This window comes from Flavobacterium sp. B330r (assembly GCF_056824325.1).
The window spans coordinates 3,254,846-3,276,170 of sequence record NZ_CP124860.1; the positions used below are offsets into that span (position 1 = coordinate 3,254,846).

The following is a 21,325-nucleotide window of genomic DNA, read 5'->3' on the forward strand; positions in this document are numbered from 1 at the left end:
TTATAAAAATTTATAAGTTGATAAATTTTGACTATTCAGTATTTTAAGTTATTGAATATCAATATTTACTGGTAAAATGCCATTCCAACTATTTTTTTCTAAAAATTGAATTCCTGCTGTTTTTTGAAATTCTTCAAAATCCTGATACGCCTGAATTAATCCCGAAGCCTTTTTTAGATTCGGAATAAGTGGTAAAACGTACGGGTTTCCAAAAACGAAAACAATGCATTTTTTGGTTTGAAGTAAATCAGAAAGTAGTTCTAAAACTTCATCGTTTACTTCGAAATTATTTAATGGTTTTGCTTTTGGAACAAATAAGGAAATAATGATCGTTTCGAATTTGTCTAACTCAGTTTTCATAGAATTGATATCTGAAGTTTCTAAGCTTTCAAAAGCAAATTCTGGCGAAGGTAATTTTGCGTTTAAAGTTTTAAAGAATGTATTATCGGTATTTTTATATAAGCTCAGTTTGGCTAATTTGTTGTTTTTCTGCGCTTCAAATGCTAAATCTGAAATGCCATTATCAATGATTTTTGTAATTGCATTTTGAGCGATTTCAAGATTTAATTGAGATGTTTTTTCGAAGTTTAATTCGCCCGAAATGGCAGTGTTTCCAGAAAGGATTCCTGCTTTTTCTTTTGCTTTCATGATTCTATTATAACTTTCGAAAATACGGTCTGGAGAAGCATTTTTATAAATCGCTTCAATTCCTTCGGGGACATTTTCTGCGAAACATAAAACATCATTTCCAGCATTGAAAGCTTCCCATTCTAATTGGCCTTTTGTTTCGTACAATTTCGAAACGCTGTGCATATTTAAAGCATCAGAAATTACCAAGCCATCGTAGCCTAATTGATCACGCAAAAGATCTTGAATAACGGCTTTTGATAAAGTTGCAGAAGTATCTTTTCCGTCATTTAAACTAGGAACAGCCAAATGGCCAATCATAATAGAGTCGACATTGTTCTCAATTCCTTTAATGAACGGATATAATTCGTTTTCCATTAATTCTTCCAGCGTTTCCTTTAAAACCGGCAAACCTAAATGCGAGTCGACATTGGTGTTCCCATGTCCGGGAAAGTGTTTCAGACAGCCTAAAACGCCAACTTCCGACATTCCTTTTAAATATTCAATCGAAAAATCGGCTACTTTTTCTTTGTTTTCACCAAAAGAACGATAACCAATTACAGGATTGTTCGGGTTATTGTTGATGTCTGCCAAAGGCGATAAATTATACTGAATTCCAGCTGCTTTTAAATCTAAACCAATTTGTTTTCCAACTTCATAAATTAAACTTGATTTGTTTTCTGGTAATGCGCCAAGCGTAATGGCGTACGGATATTGAGGTGTTTTTTCTATACGCATTGCCAATCCCCATTCTGCATCAATACTGATTAAAAGTGGAGTAGAAGCTGCTTTTTGATAACGAGCAATAAGTACTTTGATTTTTTCGTAACTGTCATCGTTGAAAACAACTTTTTTCTTGCTTTCGTAATTCGTTGCAGCACTCGCACGACTATGAAAAAAGGTCAATCCTCCTATATTATGTGTTGCAATTAAACGTTCCGTTTCCTGAATATTTTCTTCTGTATCGTTGATGAATACTGCTGGAAAGAAAAATTGTCCTATTTTTTGTAGTAATGCTTCTGCTGTAATTTTCATTATTATAAAGTCTTTTTCATGCAAACACTATTATCCATTTTCTCGTAAGGTGGATAATTGGGAATTATGGTGTAATTTAATTTTTGATATAAGTTGATTGCTTCGGGCTGATTTTTTCCAGTTTCGAGAATGGTATAAGTATAACCAACTTCTTTTGCCCAGATTTCTAATGCTGCTAAAACTGCCGATGCAATACCTTTTTTTCTATAATCAGGATGAACATACATTCGTTTGATTTCTGTTGTTCCTGGTTCCTTTTCGCGAAAAGCGCCACAGCCAACAGGAATTCTGTTTTCATAATACACGAGCACATGTTTTATCTTATCGGTTTTGTTAAACTGATTGTAAAATGCATGATCTTCACCATCTCTAATCGCTAAATCTTGATCTAGTAAAGCAACCAAATTTATAAAATCGATATCGTCTGAATTGGTTCGTTTTATGCTCATGATTTTAAAAGGTTAAAAAGTATTCTTATTTCAACTTTGCCTTCTTTTGTTTAGCCAATTGTTTTTTGGTTTCAAGAGCTTTTTCCAATCTGTTTTTAAAACGGAAAAGCTTTGGCAATCCTTCTAATCGGTCTTCAATGGTGATTATTTCGTAAACCACAATTGCTTTTTCTAAAACGCGGATTTCATTTTCCAGATCGTTTTCGTTTTTGTAGATCGTTGCCAATCGATCATAAGGGTGATTTCCTTTAAAGCCTTCTGCAACATTTTCTTCATACAACTCAATCGCTTTTTCTAGATTTCCATTTTTCTCGAACTCAGTTCCTTTCAGATTGCGTTCGTTCTGCAAATTCTCATTGATTTCCATAGGTAAAGTTTGATTTGGGGGTTAAACTTCTTCTGATTTCTTCCCAAAATCTTTTGGGAAAGTTAAAAAACGTGATAAAATAAGACCTGGAATGGTAGCTAAGAAAACCCAAACAAAGAAGTTTTGATAGCCTAAATATTTTTGTATAAAACCGCTTAACATTCCTGGAAGCATCATTCCTAATGCCATAAAACCAGTTGCCAGTGCATAATGTGCTGTTTTTGATTCTCCTTCGGCAACATGAATTAAATACATCATGAAGGCGGTAAAGCCAAAACCGTAACCGAATTGCTCTACAATTACAACGGCATAAATGTAATAAATTGATGTAGGATGAAAGAAAGCCAATAATATAAATCCTAAAATTGGAAGGTGCATGGCCAAAAACATAGGAAACATCCATTTGGTCAATCCTTGTTTTGAGATTGCAATTCCGCCTAAAATACCTCCAATTGTTAAGGCTGCAACTCCGCAAGTTCCGTAAATAATTCCAACCGCTTCGGTGTCTAATTCCATTCCGCCTAATTCTTTTGGATCCAGTAAAAACGGACTTAGCATTTTAAGCAATTGAGATTCTCCTAATCTGAAAACCAAGATAAAAGTTAGAATTAACCCTATTTGTTTTTTCTTGAAGAAACTGACAAATATGGTTCCGAAACTTTGATTTGGTATTTCTTTGTGGTTTTTTACTGCATTAACTTCATTTTTTGGTGTGAAAATGAAATTATAAACGGTAATGAAAGCCATTAATAAACCAACACAAATCATGGTATAAGACCATGCCTTTGTATTGTCTCCAAATTTATGTTCTAAATAACCTGCAAAAAGCACTACTAATCCGTTTCCTGCCAGCATTGAAAGTCTGTAAAAAGTACTTCTAATACCAATAAAGAAAGATTGCTTATCTTCTGGTAAAACCAATAAATAAAAACCATCGCTGGCAATATCATTAGAAGCGGATGCAAAAGCCGCAACCCAGAATATGGAAAGTGTCATGATAAAAAATCCGTTGAGCGGAATGGTGAAACCAACCAGCAGAAAGGCAATCGAAATTATTAATTGCATCAGCAGAAACCATTTTCTTTTGGTTCCGATTAATTCGATAAGCGGACTCCAAAGTGGTTTAATAACCCAAGGCAGATAAAGTAAACTGGTGTAAACACCAATATCTTCATTAGAAATTCCTAGATTTTTATACATAATTACCGAAACAGAGATAATTATAGCATACGGTAATCCAGAAGCGAAGTTAAGAAGCGGAATCCAAAACCACGGTTTATTATCTGTTTTCATTTGGCTGAGCTGGTATATAGTTTTTTAAAGGCTTTTTTAAATCTATTGCAGTTGGAGAACTTTCGTTGGCATAATAATCGATAAAAGTTACAGCACAAGCTTTGTAAAGATTCAGTTTTCCGGCCGCTATTGCGAAAGTAATTTTTCCGTCAACTTCTTTAACCGTTACTTTTTCGATGATTTTTGTAGCATCATTAATGTCAATTTTTGAAACATGCTCGCCTCCATAAACTACCATATAACGAACTTTCGTATTCAGCGGACTTTGGAAAGTGAAATTATATTTAATGCTGTCTTTACTGTATTCTAATACTTTTGGCGTATCGATTATGACGTGTCTTAAATTTGGAACTGCAGCTGGAAGTGCAGGATATTTGTATTGATTTTCTTCTAAATGGCGAACCACATCGAAGTTTTTCCCCATGAACCATTTTGAGCTGAAATAAGCGCTACCTGATACATTTTTGAAAGTTCTTAAGAAATCAATTTGAGTTGGAATTTCGGTCATATAATTCCAGTTTTTATCTCCGTCAGCTCTAATTTTGTATGTCGCGTGACCGATATAAATAGCGGTATTATTGGAGTTTTCAGACCACCATTTTACCAATTTAGAATAAGAAGCTCTTGGATTATTCATACTCCAATACAATTGAGGTAAAATATAATCGATCCATTTTTGATCCATCCATAACATCGGATCTGCATACAAATCGTCGTAGTTAGATGTAGATTGTGTTTCAGAACCTTTTGGATCTTGAGATTTATTTCTCCAAACCCCAAACGGACTAATTCCGAATTGAACCCAAGGTTTGCTTTCTTTAATTGTATTTGAAATAGAATGTACAAAGTTGCTCACATTTGCACGGCGCCAGTCGGCACGGCTTAAACCTGAACCATATTTTTGATAAGAAGCATTGTCGTTAAACACTTTTCCTGGAACAGCATAAGGATAGAAATAATCATCAAAATGAACTGCATCAATATCATAGTTATCAACGACTTCTTTTACGACTTTGGTTAAATGCGCCTGTACTTCTGGCAATGCAGGATCGTAATAGTATTTTCCGCCGTATTCAATCATCCATTCTGGATGTTTAAAAAGATCATGATTTGGGCTTAAAAGATTTTTATTCAAATCGAAAGTCGCACGATACGGATTCAGCCAAGCATGAAATTCAAAACCTCTATTATGAGCCTGTTCAATCATCCAGGCCAATGTATCGTAGTAGGGGTTTGGAGCCAAACCTTCTTTCCCTGTCAAAAATCGAGACCAAGGCGCAAATTCTGATGGATAAATAGCATCTCCAACGCTTCTAATTTGAACAATTACAGCATTATAATTCAGTTTTTTATAGGCTTCTAGAATTTCAAGGTAATCAGCTTTTTCTTTTTCTACATTATCTGTACTTGTTTTTGGCCAGTCAATGTTTACAACCGTTGCAATCCAGACACCTCTGAATTCGTTTTTAGGATGCATGTTTTTTTCCTGTGCATTAGAAATCGAAGTAATGAAAAATGAAATTAAAAGAAAGAATATTAAGTGCTGATTTTTATGCATTTCAAATGTTTATTTTAACAAGAATCAAAAATAGTTTTTTTCCGCCACGAATTCACGAATTATTTTTTTAATGATTGAAGATAATCCAATCGGCATATTCCGTGTAATTAATTGCGCTTATTTCGCATAGATTAGCGCTAAATTCGTGAATTTGTGGCTATAATTTTAATCAGGAAACGAAATTTTCCCCATTGTTACCGATGGAATTCCTTTGCTGTTTCCAAAATTGTAATCTCCTCCAGAAACGGTTTCGTTGGCCAAAAGCGCAAATAAAACCGCTTCTTTGGCATCACTTAAAATGCCCAAATCGTCGCTGGTGTGAAACTGGCAAGGCAATAATTCCTTTAGCCATTTTACCAATAACGGATTATTCGTTCCGCCTCCAGACATATAAATATGAAAATCTTCTGCTGGAATAGGAGTGTTTTTTATGGTGAAAAAAATCGCTTCTGCAATAGTTTCAGCGCTTAAACGTGTTAAAGTCGCTAGCAAATCTGATGCCGAAATATTTTCTAAGCCACATTTTACCAAAGCCGACTGCACAAAATCGAAATTAAACAGCTCTTGACCAATTGATTTTGGAAAGCTTTTTTGGAAGAAATCATCTTTTTTAAGTTCGTTTAAAAGTTCTTGATTTACAGTTCCTTGTTGTGCAATTTCGGCATCTTTATCGTAGCTTTTTTCAGGGAAATAATGTTTAGTAAAAATATCGATTAACGTATTTGCAGTTCCAGTATCAGTTACAAAAACTTCCTCGGCGTTTAGAGAGGCTGGGAGATAAGTATAATTCCCGATGCCGCCCATGTTGAGCATGATTCGGTTCTCGCCTTTTTTGCCAAATAATAAATAATCGCCGTAAACCGCCAAAGGAGCGCCTTCGCCACCCGCTGCAACGTGTTTTTGTCTGAAATCTGAAAGTGTGATAATTCCCGTTTTTACCGCAATATGATCTCCGTCTCCAATTTGCAAAGTTGCGTTTGGAAATTTTTCCTGCTGATGCAAAAACTTCGGAGCGTGTAAAACGGTTTGCCCGTGAGAAGCAATTAAATCTACTTCGCTTGACGAAATATTCCATTTAGAAAGACAATCGTTAATCATGCCGCTGTGCAATATTCCGATCCATTCGTTTAATAAAGCCAAATGCTGAAAATCGATTGTTTTTTTTGCAAATACTTTTCTAATCTCGTTTTTAATGTCTTCAGAATAAGAAAAGGTTTCAAATTCTAGGATCTTTACATTCGTATTTTCACCAGAACCAGAAACAGCGCATAAAGCAATATCAAGTCCGTCGAGAGAAGTTCCAGACATTAAACCCAATATTTTTCTAGTTTCTTTTTGAGCTATAGTATAGAGTGCGGTTATGTTTTTATTCATTTAAAATGAGGTTTTATAGTAGTCAGTTTATTGATAACGCTAAAATGGGATTATTTCGGATATAAAGCTATAGATTTTATACAATTTTTATTTTTTGAATGTCATTATTATAGAATAAGAATTTGTGATAAAAATCCTAAAAAATAAAATTCAAACTTACCGTCTTTTCTATATATTTGCTCATAACCAATTCAAAAAAAATAAAATCATGTTAGTTATTATAGGACTTTTTGTTTTCCTTTTTATTATCGGAATAGTAATCTACAATTCACTTATCGGAAAAAGAAATCAAGTTACCAATGCGTTTTCGGCGATTGATGTAATGCTGAAAAAACGTTTCGATTTGATTCCGAATCTTGTTGAGGTCGTAAAGCAATACACAAATTACGAACAAAGCACTTTAACTAAAATTGTTGAGCTTCGTGCTAAAGCAACGTCAGGAACTTTAACTGATGAAGAAAAAGCAAGTTTGGATACTGAATTAAGTTCGGCTGTAAAAGGTTTAATGGTAACGGTAGAAAATTATCCTGATTTAAAAGCTAATACCAATTTCTTAAATCTTCAAACAACTTGGACAGAAAGTGAAGAGCAAATTGCAGCTGCGAGAAGAACTTACAATGCAGCAGTGACCGATTATAATAATGCTATTATGATGTTTCCAGGTAATATGTTTGCAGGAATGTTGGGTTATACTAAAATTGATGTTTTAGAAACACCAGAAGAAGAACGTAAAAATATTAGTGCAAAAGAACTATTTAATAATTAATGGATTCAGAAATAAATTCGAAAGCAAACTTGCAAGACATTCTGAATACCTTAGAAGTTGATCGAAAAAAAATAGCCGAAACCTATCAAACCTGTTACATTTTAATTGGACTTGCAGTGTTGATTTTGGCTATTGGATTAATCATTCGATTTGTTCCTTTGGGGATTATTGGCTGTTTGGTTCCTATAATTATTGCCATTGTAATGTATTTCAGAATAGAAGACGATGCTATAAAATACAAGTTGGCTTATAAAATGAACGTTGTTGGAGCGGCATTAAAAGACATTAACGAAACGCTGACTATAATGCCACAAAGTGGACTTCCAGAATATGAATTTATAAGTTCGGAACTTTTTACAACAAGACCAGATCGCTATAAAACACAAGATTTAATAAGCGGAATAGTCGATAAAACCTCTTTTTGGTTTGCCGAAGTCCACGCCGAGTATAAAACGGAAACTCGAACTAAAAACGGAACAAAAACAACTTGGCATACGATTTTTAAAGGAATTGTTTTTGTAGCTGATTTTAATAAAAATTTTAATGTTTCGACTGTTGTACGTCCAAAAGGTATAGCAGATGCCATTGGTTCATGGTTTTCGAAAAACGTTTTCAGTTTCGGTAACTCCGAGTTAGTACAATTAGAAAATACAGTCTTTGATGAAATATTTGTTACCTATTCTAAAAATCAAATCGAAGCGCGATACATTTTGACGCCTGCCATGATGGAAAGAATTTTGGATTTAAATAACAAATGTGATGAAACGATTTCGATCTCGTTTATACATTCTAAAATGTATATCGCTTTTCCGCTATCTCACAATTACTTTGAAGCACCAGTTCATTCTTCACTTTTAGCGTCTGATTTACTTACTGATGATCTTTCGATTGTTCGGTTTATGCAGGATATTGTTCATGAATTGGATCTGAATACTAGGATTTGGGGGAAGGAGTAAAAAACAAATTTTGTTATATATAAAATTTAGAATTTGAGCAGATTTGAAAATATAGATTGGAAGTTGGATGACTTAGCAAATAAGCTTAATGCGCGATTGACTAGAGATAGACCCGATTATCCTCAAAATTTGAGAACATTTGAGGAAAGAAGAATTCATTGGATAGACAATGGCATAATGAAGGCCATTATAATTCAACCTAATTTTGAAGTTAATGGTGTAAATTCTAATATTTGGAATTTTCTTAATGTTGCTATTTTTGATGATGGTTATTCGTTTTCAAGACCAAAATGGATTAGCATATTAGTTGATAAGAAAGATTTTTCTTTTATTGAATATAATATTGACGAATTGCTTTTAAAGTCAGAAGAAAATTTGTTGAATATTTTATTTAAGGATTTAATGTAATTTTAGATCTAATAGTAAAAATCAATGAACTAATTATATTATAAAAAAAACCTCGATTTTTTAATCGAGGTTTTTTTCATTTAAAAACATCACTCCACCTCCAAATAAGGATTTAAAGTCTCAGCTAATTCATTGAGCCAGTAAAAGCTGTCTCTTAATTTGATGATTTCGCTTTGAAATGTTTCATGTTCGCTCAAAACGCATAAAGCGAGTGTGAAATTTACTTGTCTTAAAGTTTTAGCCATTTCAACAGGATCGATTCTGTCGTTGAAGAAATTCAAAAGCTTGATTTCGGTTTGTTTTGAAATTGTGTTGGTACTCATAATCTTTGTGTTTAGGAAAAGAACCCGCGTAGCTAAGGTGTCCTACGCCACAAAGTGCGTTGCAGTTGTTTCCAATACCGCCACCATACCACACGGGCAAAAGTTTTTTTGATATCATATTTCTTTGTGTTTAGGACTGTAAAGATATCAAAAAATATTTTTATAGTAAGAAAAAGACTATATTTTTTATTGTGATAAATAATCTCTCCAAGCTTCTACTATAATTTTAAAATGTGAAGTTGGTAAAGTAAAATCTGGTGTAATAGTGTTATCGAATTCCCAAGCTTCCATATCATGGTAAATTTTAGTTTCTAAAATAGTTATATCAGCAAAATATAAACTTTGAGTTTGTCCTCCGCCTTTTTCTATTTCGCTATTAAGAACTTTATTTATGTTTTTGTTTAAAAGTCTTTCAATTTCTTCAATAGTGTAATGATCATTTATATAAGCGGATAGCCAAGTATTAATACTATGGATTTGTTTTTCAAATGTATTAACGAATTTTACTTCATATCGATTTAGTATATCCATGATTTAATTAATAGCATTACAAATATAGATTAAATATAAAACGATATTTTGAGATATGATAAGTTCAGTAAGATTTCCACGCAGTTTGTCATTTCGATTTCTATGATAAAACCAAATCTTTTTCATAAAAGGTTTGGTTTTTTATTACTGCAAAAACTCTATGGATTATTTTGTTTCTCACAGCATTTAAAACACTCATTTTGTTTTTTCCTTCATCAACTTTTCTAATGTAATATCTTCTCAGATCATTATCGAATCTAATTGCACTCATTGCTGCCAAATGCAGAATGGTTTTTAGGTTTTTATCTGCAAGCATTGATACTCCGGGTCTTCTTTTTAATGATGTTCCAGATTGAAAATCAAAAGGCACGACTCCGCTGTAGCATGCCATTTTTCTTGGATCAGTTATAACTGTAAAACCTTCTGTTTTTGATAATAATGTCCATGATAGAACTTGGCCCACTCCAGGAACAGATCTTATCAGTTTCTGTTGCTGGCTTAAACTTTGGTCATTATGTATTACTTTTTCAATATCATTTTCAATAATCTTAATCTGTGCATCAATGCTTTTAATAAGTTTGATGTTTAAGCTTTTCAATTCTTTATCCATTGCAATGCCTTTCATTAATTTGTAGTCATGCTGCTGAACCATAAGCTGTTTTTTGATTTTTATTCTTAAAGCTCTTTCGGTTAATAATATTTTTATCTTTTTAATGGAGCAGGAACTTGGTTTCCATTCCCTATTTTCCTGATAATTTTTTTCAATAAAACTACAAATTCGCAACGCATCAATTTTATCATTTTTGCCTCTGACAAGACCTATGCTTTTCTTGATATGCAAAGCAGATATTACATAAACCTTAAAGTTGAATTTTTCAAGTGCTTCAAACAGATTCCAATTGTATCTGCCAGTATTTTCCATAGCGATCATTACATTTTCACCTGAATATTTTTTGAAAAAATGCTTTATTGCCTGAATCTTATTCTCAATAGAAAAATAATTTACTGATTCCTCTTTAACACAAATATCCAAAGTCTTGCTGCTGATATCAATGCCGATAATAATGTTTTTCATAACTTTGCTTTTACGATTCAACAAATGATTTGAGAAATTCATCATAAGCTCAACTCCTTAATAACGGGTCACTAGCCCAAATTTCTATCTGAGTCTTTGATGAAAAGGAAGCTAAAGTCTTAATCGAAATATGAGTCACAAGCTCGGAGGAACGAACAGTTTACTTTTGCTTCCTTTCTCAATCATAAATCTACTTAAAATTTCAAAAAACAAATCTAAAGGAGGAACGAGAAATCACACGCGGGATTCCGCAAACATAATAGACAATCTATGTGGTTACGATTGTGATTTCTCCCTTCGGTCGAAATGACAAGATTGGGAAATTTCTTTTGAAAATAGAATTATTAGATTTAGATTTGAACTGCAAATTATGATCGAAAAAATCTTAAAACACTACATTACATTTATCAGAAGCTTCGAAGCTTTATTAAAAGATAAATACAAACAAAACGTAAATCCATGTTCGTTTTCTCGAACTTTTTTTGAAAGAGTAGGATCAATTAACGGAATTGAATATTATTTTCACGGAAGTGGATGCACTGCAAAAAAAGATGGAGTTATTTATGCTTACGATATTTCAATTTTTGAAAAGGATATAATCGAATTTTCTCAATGGAATCTTACTGAACTTATAAGAACTCATCCAGAATATCAGAAATTAAATTATAGTGAAGATTATATCGAGTATGAATTGTTTCAGCTTATAAACAAAGGACTTTTAAATTGGATAACTATTGAAGGAGTTGAAGGCAAAGCTTTTGGATGTGTCTTTAAATGTTATAGAGTTGTAGAAGAGTCTTTTTTTATTCAGTAAATCTTCTAATGAAACCGAGTGCCCTAGCCCTGATGGGAGCGGCATCCTTTTGCGCCGGGGTTCGGCGTAAAAGATATAGCGGACAGCAGGAAATAGCTCCTGAAAAAATAAATCCCAATTTTTAAAATTTCAAATTCCAAGAAAGAAGCATTTGTTTTCATAAGCCTTCGACTTCGCTCAGGGTGACAATTGAGTTAGAGAAAAAAACTTTGTCCCTTTGTAACTCTTAACCTTTGAACCTAAAAAAATGACTATTTTTGTATTTCAAAAGAAAGCAAGAATGTCAATACTTAAGGATTTAGAGCAATTAGCAAGCGAACTCGAAGGCACACTTTTATACGATGATCTTCATAAAACGCTTTATTCTACCGATGCTTCGGTGTACCGAATTAAGCCTAATGCGGTGGCAATTCCTAAAACGACTGAAGATATTGCCAAACTGATTCAATTTGCGGCAAAACATAAGCTGTCGATTACGCCAAGAACTGCGGGAACTTCGCTGGCAGGACAAGCAGTAGGAGACGGATTGGTGGTTGATGTGTCGAAGCATTTTACAAAAATTATTTCATACAATGCCGAAAAGAAAACCGTTACGGTTCAGCCAGGCGTAATTCGCGATGAGCTGAATTTATTCTTAAAACCTCACGACGTATTTTTTGCACCCATTACATCAACTTCAAACCGCGCCATGATTGGCGGAATGGTGGGAAATAACTCTTCTGGGACAACTTCGATTCGTTATGGTGTTACGCGCGATAAAATTGCTGAAGTAAAAGCACTTTTAAGCGACGGTTCTGAAGTGGTTTTTAAAGATCTGACTTCGGCTGAATTTATCGAAAAAACAAAAGGCGATACTTTAGAAAATAAGATATACAAAACGATTTACGACGAGCTTACTATAAAAGAAGCTCAGGAAGAAATTGTAAAAGAGTTTCCGAAACCTGAAATTCATAGAAGAAATACGGGTTATGCCGTTGATATTCTGCTGAAATCGGAATTATTTGGCGGAACTGAACCCACCATAAATCTTGGGAAATTACTTTGCGGAAGCGAAGGAACACTGGCTTTTACAACCGAAGTGACGCTGAAAGTTGATGATTTGCCACCGCCTCACAGCATTATGGTTGTCGGGCATTATCATACCATTCAGGAATCTCTAGAGTCGGTTGTGGTGGCGATGAAACATCATTTGTACACTTGCGAAATGATTGACGATACGATTTTGGATTGTACCAAAACCAATCGGGAACACATTAAAAACCGTTTCTTTTTGGTTGGAGAACCAAAAGCAATTATGTTGTTTGAAGTCGCATCGCATACTTTAGAAGATGCCGAAAAACAAGCCGATGCTTTGATTGCCGATTTAGAGCAAAATAATTTTGGTTACGGTCGAGTAAAAATCTACGGAAATGATATTGATAAAGCCAACGAACTAAGAAAAGCAGGTCTTGGACTTTTAGGAAGTATTGTAGGCGACGATAAAGCAGCCGATTCTATTGAAGATACCGCGGTAGAATTGAGCGATTTGCCTGCTTATATTGCTGAGTTTTCGGCGATGATGTTGCGTCACGGGCAGGAAGCGATTTATTACGCGCATGCGGGTGCGGGAGAATTGCACCTTCGTCCGGTTTTGAATTTAAAGAAAACTTCTGATTTAAAATTATTCAGAACCATCGCGACTGAAGTAGCGCATTTGGTGAAAAAATACAGAGGTTCGCTAAGTGGTGAACACGGAGACGGAATTGTGCGCGGAGAGTTTATTCCGTTCATGATTGGCGATAAGAATTACGAATTGCTGAAAAGAATTAAATTGGCATTCGATCCAAATTCGGTTTTGAATATCGGGAAGATTGTCAACGCTTTGAAGATGGACGAGAATCATCGTGTTATCTCAGGAAGAATTGAACCGGATATTAAAACGTTTCAGGATTTCTCAGACAGTCTAGGGATTTTGCGTGCCGCCGAAAAATGCAACGGTTCTGGCGATTGTAGAAAACTGCCGTCTGGCGGAGGAGCAATGTGTCCGAGTTATCGTGCGACGCGAAACGAAAAAGAAACGACTCGCGCAAGAGCCAATGCGTTACGAGAATATTTAACGTATTCTGAAAAAGAAAATAAATTTGACCAGAAAGAGCTATACGAAGTTTTTGAGTTATGTGTAAGCTGTAAAGCCTGCGCAAGCGAATGTCCAAGTAACGTGGACGTAGCGACTCTAAAAGCAGAATTTTTATACCAATATCAAAAAGCAAACGGATTTTCTACTCGAAATAAGATTTTTGCCAACAATGCCAAATTGAACAAAATGGGAAGTAAATTCCCGTCGATTACGAATTTTATTTCGAATCAGTCTTTGGTGAAAAAAACAATGGGAATTGCGCCAGAAAGACAAGTTCCGTTATTGGCGAAAAAGACTTTTAGAAAATGGTACGCTAATAATAAACCGTCACAAACCGATTTTCCAAACGGAAGATTGTATTTGTTTGTAGATGAATTCACGAATTATTATGATGTCAATATCGGAATCGATGCTTTCGAATTATTGACGAAATTAGGTTATCAGGTTTTGGTTGTCGATCATGAGGAAAGCGGAAGAACGTATCTTTCAAAAGGATTTTTGGAAGAAGCGAAGAAAATTGCGAATCATAACGTAAATATTTTTAAAGATCTCGTTCTAGGAAATGCACCTTTAATTGGAATTGAACCTTCGGCGATTTTGACTTTTAGAGATGAATATCTTCGTTTAGCCGATGATAAAGAAGCTGCTGAGAAATTATCCAGAAATGCTTTTACAATTGAAGAGTTCTTGAAAAAAGAAATCATAGATGGTAAAATCACAGCCGATTCTTTTTCAGAAGAAAGTAAAGAAATTAAGATTCACGGACATTGCCACCAAAAATCATTGAGTTCTGTTGAAGCAACTTTTGCTATGCTGAATCTTCCTAAAAATAATACGGTTACAATTTACAATTCAGGCTGCTGCGGAATGGCGGGTTCTTTTGGTTATGAAAAAGAACATTATCAAGTGAGTATGCAAATGGGTGAGGATACTTTATTTCCTAAAGTGCGTAACACTGCCGAAAATGTAAAAATCGCCGCTGCAGGAACAAGCTGTCGCCATCAAATTTATGATGGAACGAAACGCGAAGCACAGCATCCTGTTAGTATTTTGAGAAGCTGTTTGAAGTAAATTAACCGCAAAGGTCGCAAAGAATTACGCAAAGAGCGCTAAGATTTTTTTGCTACAGATTAAAGGATTAAAAAGATTTTTATTTCACGCAGATTTTACAGATTGAAGCAGATAATCGCAGATTATTAGTTATCTCTGGTTTAAAATTAAATCTGCCTAAATCTGTAAAATTTGCGTGAAAAATTAGTTAGATAAAGATTGGAAAAATCGTTTTAATCCTTTTAATCTGCGAGAAAAATAAAATTATTTCAAGCTTACTTTTTTGCCAGTTTCAGCGGCTTTATAAATGGCATTAATGATTCGAACGTCTTTAATTCCTTCTTCACCAGTAATATGATTGGGAAGTTTTTGGTTTGCTAAAATCACTTTACAAATTTCATCCATTTGGGTTTGCTGTTGGTTTATCACAGGAAAATTAAATGGTTTTCCATCAGATCTTTTACCTACAAAAGGGCCATAACTCACCGCAGGACTCATTTCGAAGAAACCTTCATCTGCGGCAGCGTAAAAACGATCAATTCCAAAACCACACGAACTGCTGCAATTCGCCACGGCACCGCTAGGGAATTCCATTTGCCAAGTGATATTTTCTTCAACTTGAGAAAACATATTTTTGTTATTGACATGTCCAAATTGTGCTGTAACAGCAATTGGTTCTTCGCCTAAAACATAACGCGAAACCTGAATGCAATAAATTCCTAAATTAATCAAACAACCGCCGCCGGCCCATTTTTTAGTCAGTCTCCATTCTTTGCGGGCGTTTAGATCAACAGGTTTATTTATGTCACGAACATCATAAGTACTATAACCCAGACCAGTTTCAATATAACGAACTTGTCCCAAGACTTTTTCTTGTCCCATTCGTTTTATTTCTAGATGATTTGGTTCGTAATGCAGTCGATATCCCATTGCCAATTGCACATTATTATCGTTGCAGGCTTTGATCATTTCTTCACAATCTTCAGCAGTAATAGCCATTGGTTTTTCGACAATAACATGTTTTCCTGCTTTTGCAGCGCGAACAGTAAATTCTTTGTGCAGTGCATTTGGAGTTACAACGTATACTAAATCAATGTCTTTGTTTTTTATGATTGAATCGAAGTTTTCGTAATTATAGATATTCTTTTCAGGAATGTTATATTTCTTTTTCCATGTTTCAGCTTTAGAAGGTGTTCCAGTTACAATTCCTGCAAGCTGGCAATATTCAGAAACCTGAAGACCTTCAGCTAATAATGAAGCATAGTTTCCTAAACCGCACAAAGCAATATTTAATTTTTTTCCGGTGTAAGGTTTGTGAACCTTTTCTGTTTCGGTAATAAAAGAAGGAAGTGTAGTCATCACAACCGAAGCGCCAACACCAAGTCCAAATTTATTTACAAAAGAACGTCTCGTGATTTTTTCCATAAAAATGATTCTTTAAAAATTAAATACTACTTGTATTAGTAAGCTCATTTTGATAAATGTTACATTTGTGCTTAATATTTAACCGCGAAGTTCGCTAAGATTGACGCAAGGTTCGCAAAGATTTTTTGTTTCACGCAGGTTTGGCTGATTTGGAGCAGATTATCCTGTTCGCTATCGTTACGGTGATTGTGAAAAAAAAACTTAGTGTCTTAGTGCCTTTGTGGCAAGAATCTTTGCAGCAAGAAAAAAAATCACAGAAAAACAAAATGGTTTTATATATTTGAAATCAGGATATTTTTTGCATTATTTGCAAAATAAAACCAGAACAACTGAATTAAATCAATTAATAATAGCAAAAACATATATGGCATTTTCAAGTTTATTCCGAAAAAAAACAGTGCAGGATATTCTGAAACAGGTTGCAAAAAATGAAGCAGATGGACATGGAGCATTAGGGAAGCACCTTACAACCAAAGATTTAACTGCTTTCGGAATTGCTGCAATTGTAGGTGCGGGGATTTTCAGCACCATCGGAAAAGCAAGTGCAGATGGGGGGCCAGCCGTAATATTTTTGTTCCTTTTTACTGCTCTTGCCTGTAGTTTTGCAGCTTTTGCTTATGCCGAATTTGCATCAATGGTTCCCGTTTCTGGAAGTGCTTATACGTATTCGTATGTGGCTTTTGGAGAACTAATTGCCTGGATTATCGGATGGGCTTTAATCATGGAATATGCCGTCGGAAACATAACCGTGGCCATATCGTGGAGTGATTATTTTACAGGACTTCTCCAGAGTGGCGGCATTCATTTACCGCAATGGATTCAGATGGATTACTTAACCGCTTCAAACGGATATAATGATGCTGAAGCTTTAATGCGCGGCGGAAAATCATTCGAAAATTTAAGCACAGCTTTACAGCAAGCGCACACCGCTTGGACAACGGCGCCTACGTTAGGGTCGTTTCATTTTGTTACCGATATTCCAGCTTTATTCATTATTATTTTGATTACGGCTCTGGTTTACAGAGGAATGAAAGAATCTCGTAATGCGAGTAATTTAATGGTGGTTGTAAAACTTTGTGTAGTTCTTTTAGTGATCGCTGTCGGTGTATTTTATGTAGATACAGCAAACTGGGATCCTTTTGCTCCAAATGGAGTTGGAGGGGTTTTAAAAGGAGTATCTGCAGTTTTCTTTGCTTATATTGGTTTTGATGCTATTTCGACAACGGCAGAAGAATGTAAAAATCCGCAACGTGATTTACCACGCGGAATGATGTGGGCAATTATTATTTGTACCATTCTTTATATTGCAATTGCCTTGGTTTTAACCGGAATGGTAAAATATCACGAATTAAATGTTGGAGATCCTTTAGCATTTGTTTTCGATAAATTAGACTTAAAATGGATGTCTGGAATTATTGCCGTAAGTGCAGTAGTGGCAATGGCGAGCGTTTTATTGGTTTTCCAAATGGGACAGCCTCGTATTTGGATGAGTATGAGTCGAGATGGGTTATTGCCAAAGAAATTCTCAACGGTTCACCCAAAATTTAAAACACCTTCTTTTGCAACTATTGTAACAGGATTTGTGGTTGCAATTCCGGCTTTGTTTTTGAATCTGACAATGGTAACCGATTTATGCAGTATAGGGACTTTATTTGCCTTTGTATTAGTTTGTGCTGGAGTTTTGGTTTTACAAAACAAACCTGAAATTCCAAGAGGAAAATTCAAAACGCCTTATATTAATTCAAAATTTATTCTGCCAGTTTTAATGATTGCTGGATTGTATTATGCTTTTGCTTTCAACAGCAAAGCAACAATGGCTTTTATCAATAACGATCCGCAGATTTATGATGCAACTTCAATCGTAACCTCTTTAGACAAATCAGAATCAGAGCAGGTTTTCAAATATTTAGAAAGCATTGAAGCAAACAATAAAACCGCTGAAACATCAGATTTAGAGCATTTATTAGGACAATATCAAGACGACGAAGCTAAATATGCTGAAGTTGTAAAAGGATTGCCAATTGCAGATTCTGCTAAATATGAGTCAGGTTTCAGTTTATTCAAACACAAAATCCCAATGTGGATATTCCTATTCGTTTTGGTTGGATTAGCTGTTTGGGCTTTCAGAAAAAATCTGTCTTTAATTCCACTTTTAGGATTAATCTGCTGTCTGTATATGATGGCCGAATTAAGCGTTTGGAACTGGATTTATTTTACAATCTGGCTAATAATTGGATTACTGATTTATTTTACATACAGTAGAAAAAACAGTAAGCTGAATACTGAAAATATAGGATAAAAGTAAAATTATATACTACAAAAAGCCGTTCTGAGTACTTCAGAACGGCTTTTTGCATTCTTAGTATTTTATAGAAATATTCTTATGTTTTAAGAGTGCTTTTCCTTAAGTTTGTTTTTAGTAAAATTTTAAATTTAATTAGTAATACATGGGTTTTCTTGATAAAATATTGGGCAAAAAAGAAGCTGCAATACAATCTAATACTGATTTCTGGAATTGGTTTTTAAAAAATGAAAAAGAGTTCTTTGCAATAGTTAAAAACAGACAAAACATACACCAAGGTTTTTTTGAAAAATTGGCTCCAAAACTGGATGAAATTCACAACGGAATTTATTTTCTAACGGGAATGTTAGATGATAATACAGTAGAATTAATCTTAACGCCAGACGGAGCAGTTAGAAATATATATGCAATTGAAGAATTGGTAAATGCAGCTCCTCAAATTAAAGGTTGGAAAATTACGGCATTAAAACCAGCATCAGACATTCAGGATATTGGTATTGATTATGAAGGATTCAAATTTAATAAGGACAATCTAAAATTTTATCCAAACATTCATGACGGATATCCAGATGAAATTGACTTAACCGTTATTTACGATGATTTTGTAGAAGAAAAAAAACAAGTTATAACCAACGGTGTTTATATTTTCTTAGACAATTATTTAGGAGAACTGCATTCTGTTACTTTGATTGATAACATGAAAATAGACGGTTCAAATAGTATTTCAGAAGAATTAATTCCGATCGAAAAATTAAAAGATTATTTGATCTGGAGAGAAAAAGAATTTGTAGAAAAATACGAAGGCACAAGACATAATACGGAAAATGATAACTATTCAGGTTTTGAAGCAACTGCGAAAGATGGAAGTGGCATTATAGGATTAATGAACACAGATCTTTTGCAATGGGATAAAAAAGCATCACATCCTTGGGTATTTATTATTACCATTCTTTTTGATGGAAGCAATAATAACGGAATGCCAGATAAAGAAACTTATCAGTTGTTAAACGAAATAGAAGATGAAGTTGTATTAGATCTTAAAGACCTGGAAGGTTATTTAAATGTAGGAAGGGAAACACTGGCAAACAGGAGGGAAATCTTTTTTGCCTGCAAAGACTTTAGAAAGCCAACAAAAGTGGCAGATGAATTAATTAAAAAACACGCTGGTTCATTCGAAATAAGTTACGAAATCTACAAAGACAAATACTGGCAAACGTTTAGACATTACGAGCCAAGATAAAGTACAAAAAGCCATTTTGAGAATATTCAAAACGGCTTTTTTTTCGATAAAAAAAATCCGCTTAGAGAAAATCTCCAGCGGATTCAAACGATCTAATAAAAAATGTGCAAATTTATTTATAGAGTAATGTTTGCCTTTATTGCGAGTAATTTTCTCGCGCAGATTTTGCAGATTAACAGCTCCTTTTTATAACCTTATTAATAAATCGGCATAATCAGCCAAATCTGCGAGAGAAAAAGTTTTAACGTATCTCTGCGAAAACCTCTTTGTTGGTCTTTGCGGAATTTAAAATCCCAAGCTCAACCATACAAGCTTTCATCATTTCGTAAGTACGATCAATATCATTATCCAATCCAATAGAAAAGCGAATCAAACCATCTGTTAATCCCATTTCTTTCTGCTCTTCTAACGGAATTTCACTAGAAGTTGAGGTTCCCGGTGCGCTGAATAACGTTTTATAAAAACCTAAGCTTACTGCCAAATATCCAAGGTTTCGTTCTTGCATCAATTCCATTAATTCATTGGCTTTTTCCAAAGTTCCAACATCAATTGTTAGCATTCCACCAAAACCATATTCGGGATTAATCATCGTTTTGTACAATTCATGACTCGGGTGACTTTTCAATCCCGGATAAACCGTTTTTAAACCGTCTTTTTCAAACTGATCCGCCAAATAATGTGCATTATGACTATGCTGTTTAATTCTAATATGAAGCGTTCTCAAATTTTTCATTACACTTGCAGAACGCAAACTATCCATTGTTGGCCCTAAAAGCATACTTGCGCCAGAATTTACATTCTTCAGCGAATTAATAAATTCTTTAGACGCACAAGTCACACCGCCAACGGTATCACTGCTTCCGTTAATGTATTTCGTCAAACTATGAATTACAATATCGGCGCCCAATTTTGCAGGAGAAACCGATAATGGCGAAAATGTATTATCTACAACCAATTTCAAATTGTGCTTTTTGGCAATTTTAGCCAATCCGGCAATATCAGCAACTTCCAGAAGTGGATTACTAACCGTTTCGCAATACAAAACTTTCGTTTTCGGCGTAATTGTAGCTTCTACAACATCCAATTTTGTAATGTCAACAAAGCTTGTTTCTATCCCGAATCTTGGTGTAAAGTTTTTCAGAAAAGCGTAAGTTCCGCCATAAATAGTTCGGCTCGAAACGATGTGATCGCCTGCACCGCATAATTGCAATAGAGTAGGCGTAATCGCTCCCATTCCCGAAGCCGAAACATTTGCTGTTTCCGTTCCTTCCATCGCTGCCAAAGCCTGATCCAAATACAAATTACTTGGCGATGAATGGCGCGAATACAAGTAACAGCCTTCCATGTTTCCCTCGAAAGTATCAAACATAGTTTTAGCCGAAAGAAAAGTATAAGTCGAAGAATCCGAAATCGACGGATTCACACCGCCAAATTCCCCAAAATATTGTAAATCCTGAATTTTATCTGCTGGGTTGAAGTTTTTCATTTTTAGTTAGTTTCAAGTTTTTATTTGTTTCAAGTTTCAAGTTGTTTGAGCCTTGTGTTGATTTTTAGAAGCTATTTCCTGCTATCCGCTATATCTTTTGTGCCGAACCCCGGCACAAAAGGATGTCGCT

General features: G+C 34.6%; 18 protein-coding genes. 7 read left to right on the plus strand and 11 right to left on the minus strand.

Features of this window, described 5'->3' with window-relative positions; all coding sequences use genetic code 11:
- Positions 1-48: 48 nt before the first annotated feature.
- The 6 genes from QLQ95_RS14360 to QLQ95_RS14385 all read right to left on the minus strand — a co-directional run bounded on the left by QLQ95_RS14360 (position 49) and on the right by QLQ95_RS14385 (position 6,703).
- Positions 49-1,662 (minus strand): glycoside hydrolase family 3 protein, encoded by a 1,614-nt coding sequence (locus QLQ95_RS14360; protein ID WP_482500354.1) that lies wholly within the window; start codon positions 1,660-1,662, stop codon positions 49-51.
- A gap of 2 nt (positions 1,663-1,664) precedes the next feature.
- Entirely contained in the window at positions 1,665-2,111 is a 447-nt protein-coding gene (locus tag QLQ95_RS14365) for a GNAT family N-acetyltransferase (RefSeq protein ID WP_320495651.1), read from the minus strand.
- Positions 2,112-2,136: 25 nt separating this feature from the next.
- A complete protein-coding gene (locus tag QLQ95_RS14370; protein ID WP_379797308.1) occupies positions 2,137-2,478 on the minus strand; it encodes a hypothetical protein in 342 nt (113 codons plus the stop codon).
- 21 nt (positions 2,479-2,499) lie between these two features.
- A complete protein-coding gene (locus QLQ95_RS14375; protein ID WP_482500355.1) occupies positions 2,500-3,771 on the minus strand; it encodes an MFS transporter in 1,272 nt (423 codons plus the stop codon).
- Positions 3,758-5,329, minus strand: a complete 1,572-nt coding sequence (locus tag QLQ95_RS14380) for a glycoside hydrolase family 10-like protein (RefSeq protein WP_320495649.1) — start codon at positions 5,327-5,329, stop codon at positions 3,758-3,760. The genes QLQ95_RS14375 and QLQ95_RS14380 overlap by 14 nt, the downstream gene beginning before the upstream one ends.
- Before the next feature lie 165 nt (positions 5,330-5,494).
- Complete coding sequence (locus QLQ95_RS14385) at positions 5,495-6,703, minus strand: anhydro-N-acetylmuramic acid kinase (protein ID WP_482500356.1); 1,209 nt, start codon at positions 6,701-6,703, stop codon at positions 5,495-5,497.
- A gap of 208 nt (positions 6,704-6,911) precedes the next feature.
- Here QLQ95_RS14385 and QLQ95_RS14390 point away from each other — a divergent pair, with 208 nt between their 5' ends.
- From QLQ95_RS14390 to QLQ95_RS14400, 3 genes are read left to right on the plus strand one after another with little or no spacing between them, the layout of a single operon-like run.
- The gene (locus tag QLQ95_RS14390) at positions 6,912-7,469 is read left to right on the plus strand and encodes a LemA family protein (RefSeq protein ID WP_095931747.1); all 558 of its coding nucleotides are present in this window, start codon (positions 6,912-6,914) and stop codon (positions 7,467-7,469) included.
- Entirely contained in the window at positions 7,469-8,425 is a 957-nt protein-coding gene (locus tag QLQ95_RS14395; RefSeq protein WP_482500357.1) for a DUF3137 domain-containing protein, read from the plus strand. The genes QLQ95_RS14390 and QLQ95_RS14395 overlap by 1 nt, the downstream gene beginning before the upstream one ends.
- A gap of 33 nt (positions 8,426-8,458) precedes the next feature.
- The gene (locus QLQ95_RS14400) at positions 8,459-8,833 is read left to right on the plus strand and encodes a hypothetical protein (RefSeq protein ID WP_482500358.1); all 375 of its coding nucleotides are present in this window, start codon (positions 8,459-8,461) and stop codon (positions 8,831-8,833) included.
- Positions 8,834-8,922: 89 nt separating this feature from the next.
- On the opposite strand, the gene QLQ95_RS14405 is transcribed toward QLQ95_RS14400, so the two are convergent.
- From QLQ95_RS14405 to QLQ95_RS14415, 3 genes are all read right to left on the minus strand, one after another.
- Positions 8,923-9,156, minus strand: coding sequence for a hypothetical protein (locus QLQ95_RS14405; RefSeq protein WP_066035086.1), 234 nt, complete (start codon positions 9,154-9,156; stop codon positions 8,923-8,925).
- A gap of 186 nt (positions 9,157-9,342) precedes the next feature.
- Positions 9,343-9,687 (minus strand): hypothetical protein, encoded by a 345-nt coding sequence (locus QLQ95_RS14410; protein WP_428237949.1) that lies wholly within the window; start codon positions 9,685-9,687, stop codon positions 9,343-9,345.
- Between the two features lie 100 nt (positions 9,688-9,787).
- Complete coding sequence (locus QLQ95_RS14415; protein ID WP_320494668.1) at positions 9,788-10,762, minus strand: IS110 family RNA-guided transposase; 975 nt, start codon at positions 10,760-10,762, stop codon at positions 9,788-9,790.
- Between the two features lie 370 nt (positions 10,763-11,132).
- Between QLQ95_RS14415 and QLQ95_RS14420 the strand changes: the two genes are divergently transcribed.
- The gene (locus tag QLQ95_RS14420) at positions 11,133-11,576 is read left to right on the plus strand and encodes a DUF6896 domain-containing protein (RefSeq protein WP_482500359.1); all 444 of its coding nucleotides are present in this window, start codon (positions 11,133-11,135) and stop codon (positions 11,574-11,576) included.
- 280 nt (positions 11,577-11,856) lie between these two features.
- Complete coding sequence (locus QLQ95_RS14425) at positions 11,857-14,763, plus strand: FAD-binding and (Fe-S)-binding domain-containing protein (RefSeq protein WP_482500360.1); 2,907 nt, start codon at positions 11,857-11,859, stop codon at positions 14,761-14,763.
- A gap of 243 nt (positions 14,764-15,006) precedes the next feature.
- Here QLQ95_RS14425 and QLQ95_RS14430 read toward each other — a convergent pair whose 3' ends face one another.
- On the minus strand, positions 15,007-16,167 hold the full coding sequence (locus tag QLQ95_RS14430; protein WP_482500361.1) for a Gfo/Idh/MocA family protein: 1,161 nt from the start codon (positions 16,165-16,167) through the stop codon (positions 15,007-15,009).
- 364 nt (positions 16,168-16,531) lie between these two features.
- On the opposite strand from QLQ95_RS14430, the gene QLQ95_RS14435 reads away from it, so the two are divergent.
- Positions 16,532-18,466 (plus strand): amino acid permease, encoded by a 1,935-nt coding sequence (locus tag QLQ95_RS14435; protein ID WP_095931867.1) that lies wholly within the window; start codon positions 16,532-16,534, stop codon positions 18,464-18,466.
- A 148-nt stretch (positions 18,467-18,614) separates the two neighbouring features.
- The gene (locus tag QLQ95_RS14440; protein WP_482500362.1) at positions 18,615-19,709 is read left to right on the plus strand and encodes a DUF695 domain-containing protein; all 1,095 of its coding nucleotides are present in this window, start codon (positions 18,615-18,617) and stop codon (positions 19,707-19,709) included.
- A 241-nt stretch (positions 19,710-19,950) separates the two neighbouring features.
- Here QLQ95_RS14440 and QLQ95_RS14445 read toward each other — a convergent pair whose 3' ends face one another.
- Positions 19,951-21,195 carry an aminotransferase class I/II-fold pyridoxal phosphate-dependent enzyme gene (locus tag QLQ95_RS14445; RefSeq protein WP_482500363.1) on the minus strand — a complete coding sequence of 415 codons (1,245 nt, stop codon included), beginning with the start codon at positions 21,193-21,195 and terminating at the stop codon, positions 19,951-19,953.
- Between the last annotated feature and the right edge of the window lie 130 nt (positions 21,196-21,325).

Coding starts and splice junctions, on each gene's coding strand:
- QLQ95_RS14395 (WP_482500357.1), top strand. CDS start 7,469: ATGGATTCAGAAATAAATTCGAAAGCAAACTTGCAAGACATTCTGAAT.
- QLQ95_RS14410 (WP_428237949.1), bottom strand. CDS start 9,687: ATGGATATACTAAATCGATATGAAGTAAAATTCGTTAATACATTTGAA.
- QLQ95_RS14390 (WP_095931747.1), top strand. CDS start 6,912: ATGTTAGTTATTATAGGACTTTTTGTTTTCCTTTTTATTATCGGAATA.
- QLQ95_RS14440 (WP_482500362.1), top strand. CDS start 18,615: ATGGGTTTTCTTGATAAAATATTGGGCAAAAAAGAAGCTGCAATACAA.
- QLQ95_RS14365 (WP_320495651.1), bottom strand. CDS start 2,111: ATGAGCATAAAACGAACCAATTCAGACGATATCGATTTTATAAATTTG.
- QLQ95_RS14415 (WP_320494668.1), bottom strand. CDS start 10,762: ATGAAAAACATTATTATCGGCATTGATATCAGCAGCAAGACTTTGGAT.
- QLQ95_RS14360 (WP_482500354.1), bottom strand. CDS start 1,662: ATGAAAATTACAGCAGAAGCATTACTACAAAAAATAGGACAATTTTTC.
- QLQ95_RS14405 (WP_066035086.1), bottom strand. CDS start 9,156: ATGAGTACCAACACAATTTCAAAACAAACCGAAATCAAGCTTTTGAAT.
- QLQ95_RS14380 (WP_320495649.1), bottom strand. CDS start 5,329: ATGCATAAAAATCAGCACTTAATATTCTTTCTTTTAATTTCATTTTTC.
- QLQ95_RS14425 (WP_482500360.1), top strand. CDS start 11,857: ATGTCAATACTTAAGGATTTAGAGCAATTAGCAAGCGAACTCGAAGGC.
- QLQ95_RS14370 (WP_379797308.1), bottom strand. CDS start 2,478: ATGGAAATCAATGAGAATTTGCAGAACGAACGCAATCTGAAAGGAACT.
- QLQ95_RS14430 (WP_482500361.1), bottom strand. CDS start 16,167: ATGGAAAAAATCACGAGACGTTCTTTTGTAAATAAATTTGGACTTGGT.
- QLQ95_RS14375 (WP_482500355.1), bottom strand. CDS start 3,771: ATGAAAACAGATAATAAACCGTGGTTTTGGATTCCGCTTCTTAACTTC.
- QLQ95_RS14445 (WP_482500363.1), bottom strand. CDS start 21,195: ATGAAAAACTTCAACCCAGCAGATAAAATTCAGGATTTACAATATTTT.
- QLQ95_RS14420 (WP_482500359.1), top strand. CDS start 11,133: ATGATCGAAAAAATCTTAAAACACTACATTACATTTATCAGAAGCTTC.
- QLQ95_RS14435 (WP_095931867.1), top strand. CDS start 16,532: ATGGCATTTTCAAGTTTATTCCGAAAAAAAACAGTGCAGGATATTCTG.
- QLQ95_RS14385 (WP_482500356.1), bottom strand. CDS start 6,703: ATGAATAAAAACATAACCGCACTCTATACTATAGCTCAAAAAGAAACT.